The organism is Citrobacter sp. S55_ASV_140 (assembly GCF_018919505.1).
Lineage (GTDB): Bacteria > Pseudomonadota > Gammaproteobacteria > Enterobacterales > Enterobacteriaceae > Citrobacter > Citrobacter werkmanii.
Genome location: NZ_JAHLQZ010000279.1, coordinates 1 through 4,033, shown reverse-complemented (window position 1 = coordinate 4,033; position 4,033 = coordinate 1). Strand labels below are relative to the sequence as shown.

Genomic DNA, 4,033 nt, shown 5'->3' with positions numbered 1-4,033 from the left:
ATTTTGATCCTGTCCGGCGAGCCAGGCGAGCTTTTCGCCAATCTTGCCTTCAAGACCTCTGTTTGTGGGGCGATAATAGCGCGTTTGTGCCATTTCCTGGGGGAAGTACTCTTCTCCGGCGGCATAGGCATTTGGTTCATCATGCGCGTAACGATACTCCTGACCGTAGCCCATCTCTTTCATCAGCTTAGTCGGCGCATTGCGCAGGTGAACGGGAACGTCGTAATCCGGACGTTCACGGGCGTCGGCCAGCGCGGCTTTAAAGGCGGTGTAAACCGCGTTACTCTTCGGCGCACAGGCCAGATAGACGATCGCCTGAGCGATTGCCCGCTCGCCTTCCGCGGGTCCCACGCGAGTGAAACAATCCCACGCGGAAATCGCCACCTGCATAGCGCGAGGATCTGCGTTACCCACATCTTCAGAGGCAATCGCCAGGCAGCGACGGGCAACGTACAGCGGATCGCCACCAGCGGTAATGATTCGCGCATACCAGTAGAGCGCCGCATCCGGCGCGCTACCACGTACCGACTTGTGTAAGGCGGAGATGAGATCGTAAAAGCGATCGCCTTTATTATCAAAGCGCGCGCTGCGTTCACCGGCAATTTCGGTCAGTAATTCCGCTTTCAATACGCGCTTGCCGGAATCATCAACTTCGGCCATATCGGCCATCATTTCCAGCGTATTCAGCGCCCGCCGCGCATCACCATTAACCAGTTCAGCAATCGCCCGACGCGTCTCTTGTGGCAGAACAATATCCTGATCGCCATAGCCACGCGCTTTGTCTGACATCGCCTGGTCAAGCACCTGTTCAATATCGTCGGTGGTTAACGATTTCAGCAAATAAACGCGTGCCCGCGACAGCAGCGCCGAATTCAATTCAAACGAGGGGTTTTCGGTGGTAGCGCCAATAAACGTAATTGTACCGTCTTCAATATGCGGTAAAAACGCATCCTGCTGGCTTTTATTAAATCGATGGACTTCGTCCACAAACAGTATTGTGCGTCGGCCAGCGTTACGGTTCTGACGCGCACGCTCAATCGCTTCACGAATTTCTTTTACGCCAGAGGTGACCGCCGAAATTCGTTCAACATCGGCGTTAGCGTAACGGGCAATAACTTCAGCAAGGGTGGTTTTACCCGTTCCCGGCGGTCCCCATAAAATCATAGAGTGCAGGTGCCCGGCCTCAATGGCGCGGGGCAAAGGCTTACCGGTAGCCAGCAGATGCTGCTGGCCGATATACTGCGCTAAATTTTCTGGCCGCATACGCGCGGCCAGTGGCTGAAAGGTATTATCAGAAAAGTCGAGCGACAGATTGCTCACTCACACGCCTCTACTTACGTTGATCGTCAACCGTTACACCTTGTGGCGGGGTAAAGGTGAATTTAGATGGTTCAATCGCGCCATTCTGCTGCGATTTCAGTTGATAGCTGCTGCGCTGATCGTCTTGCTCAACGGCGCTAAACTGATGGATCGTCCCGTCACGCCCAACATTGATCGTAAACTGTTTCAGGTTTCCGTTGCTGGTTTTCGGCGTCAGCACGAAATCATCGCCGTTTTGCTTAATGTTGTACTGCTGCCAGTCGCTGGCCTGGTTACGCGCAATCAACATGAACGGCGTGTTGCCGGTGGCGTCTTTCAGCCAGGTTGCAGTAGCTTGTTCAACAAACGGGTTAAAGAACCACAGCGTTTTACCATCGGAGACCAGGATGCTCTCGTCAGGCTGCGTCATGTGCCAGTTAAACAGATTAGGACGTTTAACCCATAAATCACCCTGCCCCTCCTGCACTGCCGCACCGCTACCGTCCGTAACCTTTTGCGTAAAGCTGGCATGGAAGCTACTGACTTTATCCAGGCGGCTTTTCAGGTCGCTGGCAGCATCAGCCCAGACGCTGCTCACTACAAAGTTCGACAGTAATGCACAGGTGATTGCGATTCTTTTCATCGTTATTCCTCAAAATACGTCACTCCCAACGGGGAGATCCCTCTGCTATCCATTTCAGGCCAAAAAACAGCATGAGGAAAGTAGATAATACTGAATTACTTAACTTTGCAATCAATCGAAGGGCGGCGGAGCCAACACTTCACGATTACCATTATGCCCTTGCTCACTGACAATTCCCTGCGCTTCCATCTGTTCGATGATGCGCGCCGCTCGGTTGTAGCCGATACGGAACTGTCGTTGAACACCGGAGATGGAAGCTTTGCGTTTTTGGGTAACAAAGTTCACCGCCTGATCGAACAACGGATCTAACTCTTCGCCACCATCAAAGCCGCCAGCACCACCTTCGCTTTCGCTGTCTGAGGTAATGCCATCAACATATTGTGGACGACCGCGCGCTTTCCAGTCCTGAACCACCGCATGAACTTCTTCGTCACGAACAAAGGCACCGTGTACACGCACAGGGATCGTCGAGTTCGGCGCCGAATAGAGCATATCGCCCATCCCCAGCAGCGATTCCGCGCCGCCCTGATCAAGGATAGTACGCGAGTCAATTTTGCTGGACACGGTAAAGGCAATACGCGTTGGGATATTCGCTTTAATCAGACCGGTAATGACGTCAACGGATGGTCGCTGGGTTGCCAGCACCAGGTGGATCCCCGCCGCACGCGCTTTTTGCGCCAGACGTGCAATCAGTTCTTCCACTTTCTTACCTACGGTCATCATTAGATCGGCGAATTCATCCACCAGAACAACGATATACGGCAGTTTTTCCAGCACTGGATGCTGAACGTCCATGCTGTCGCCCGGCTTCCAGTACGGGTCCGGGATCGGACGTCCCATACGAGCTGCTTCGGCGATTTTCTCGTTATAACCGGCAAGGTTACGTACGCCGAGCGCCGACATCAGTTTGTAGCGACGTTCCATTTCATTGACGCTCCAGCGCAAAGCGTTGGCAGCATCTTTCATGTCGGTCACAACTTCAGTCAGCAGATGCGGAATGCCTTCATAAACCGACAGCTCCAGCATTTTAGGGTCAATCATGATAAAGCGAACGTCTTCTGGCTGCGCCTTATACAGCATGCTGAGGATCATGGCGTTCACCCCAACAGACTTACCGGAACCGGTAGTCCCTGCCACCAGCAGGTGCGGCATTTTCGCCAGATCGGCAACAACCGGTTCGCCCGCAATATCTTTACCCAGCACCACAGTCAACGGGGACGAGTTATCACGGAATTTCGCGTTATCTAACACTTCGCGCAGATAAACGGTTTGACGTTTTTTATTCGGTAATTCCAGTCCGACATACGGTTTGCCAGGAATGACCTCGACCACGCGGACCGCAGCGGTCGACAACGAACGCGCCAGATCTCGTGACAGGTTGGAAATGCGCGCCGCTTTAACCCCTGGTGCCAGGTTTAGTTCAAAACGGGTAATGACCGGCCCTGGAGAGTAGTTCACTACATCAGCTTTAATACGGAAGTCCGCCAGACGCGCTTCAACCAGACGCGCCATTTGTTCCAGTGCAAAAGTATCAATCGGCTCAACTTCACTCGGCGGCGGCGTGAGCAGATCTAACGATGGCAGCGGCGTACTCGGACGTTGAACCGGACGGCTGTCGCCGTTACGCATCAAGAGTGGATGGATCAGGCTATCCTGCGGCGGCGGTGTAACAGGCTGTGCTGGCTGCTGGTAATGCTGCTGCGGAGCGACAGGCTGTGCCGGCTGCTGGTAATGCTGCTGCGGTGCGGCAGGCTGTGCCGGCTGCTGATAATGCTGCTGCGGTGCGACTGGTTCCTGGTGCTGCGGCGCAGGCTCTGGCATCACGCCTGGCGTAAACAGCGGCTCATGCGGACCGTCATCCACCAGCGTTTTCATTGGCGAAAATTCAAAGTCATCAAGCGAGAACGGATTGGCCCCGGCAGGCTGTTCGCCGGAATAGCGCTGCTGCTGGGACGAGGCAAACTGGCGAGCCAGTTCCGCTTCTGCGGCCAAATCTTCGTCATCAGTCTGATGGGTATCGTCCTGATAATCATCGCCATAACGGTGCTGCTGAGACTGGGCAAACTGACGTGCCAGCTCATCCTGCTGCAT

Annotated in this window: 3 protein-coding genes; all 3 read right to left on the bottom strand. The window is 54.2% G+C overall.

All coding sequences use genetic code 11. The features are described 5' to 3' along the window. Positions 1-1,320, bottom strand: a 1,320-nt coding sequence (gene rarA, locus KQJ18_RS22370; protein ID WP_216422774.1) for a replication-associated recombination protein RarA, incomplete at its 3' end; no start/stop codon positions are given. A gap of 10 nt (positions 1,321-1,330) precedes the next feature. Then, entirely contained in the window at positions 1,331-1,942 is a 612-nt protein-coding gene (gene lolA / locus KQJ18_RS22365) for an outer membrane lipoprotein chaperone LolA (protein WP_216422773.1), read from the bottom strand. 111 nt (positions 1,943-2,053) lie between these two features. Further along, on the bottom strand, positions 2,054-4,033 hold a 1,980-nt coding region (locus KQJ18_RS22360), incomplete at its 5' end, for a DNA translocase FtsK (RefSeq protein ID WP_253297551.1).

Coding starts and splice junctions, on each gene's coding strand:
- lolA (WP_216422773.1), bottom strand. CDS start 1,942: ATGAAAAGAATCGCAATCACCTGTGCATTACTGTCGAACTTTGTAGTG.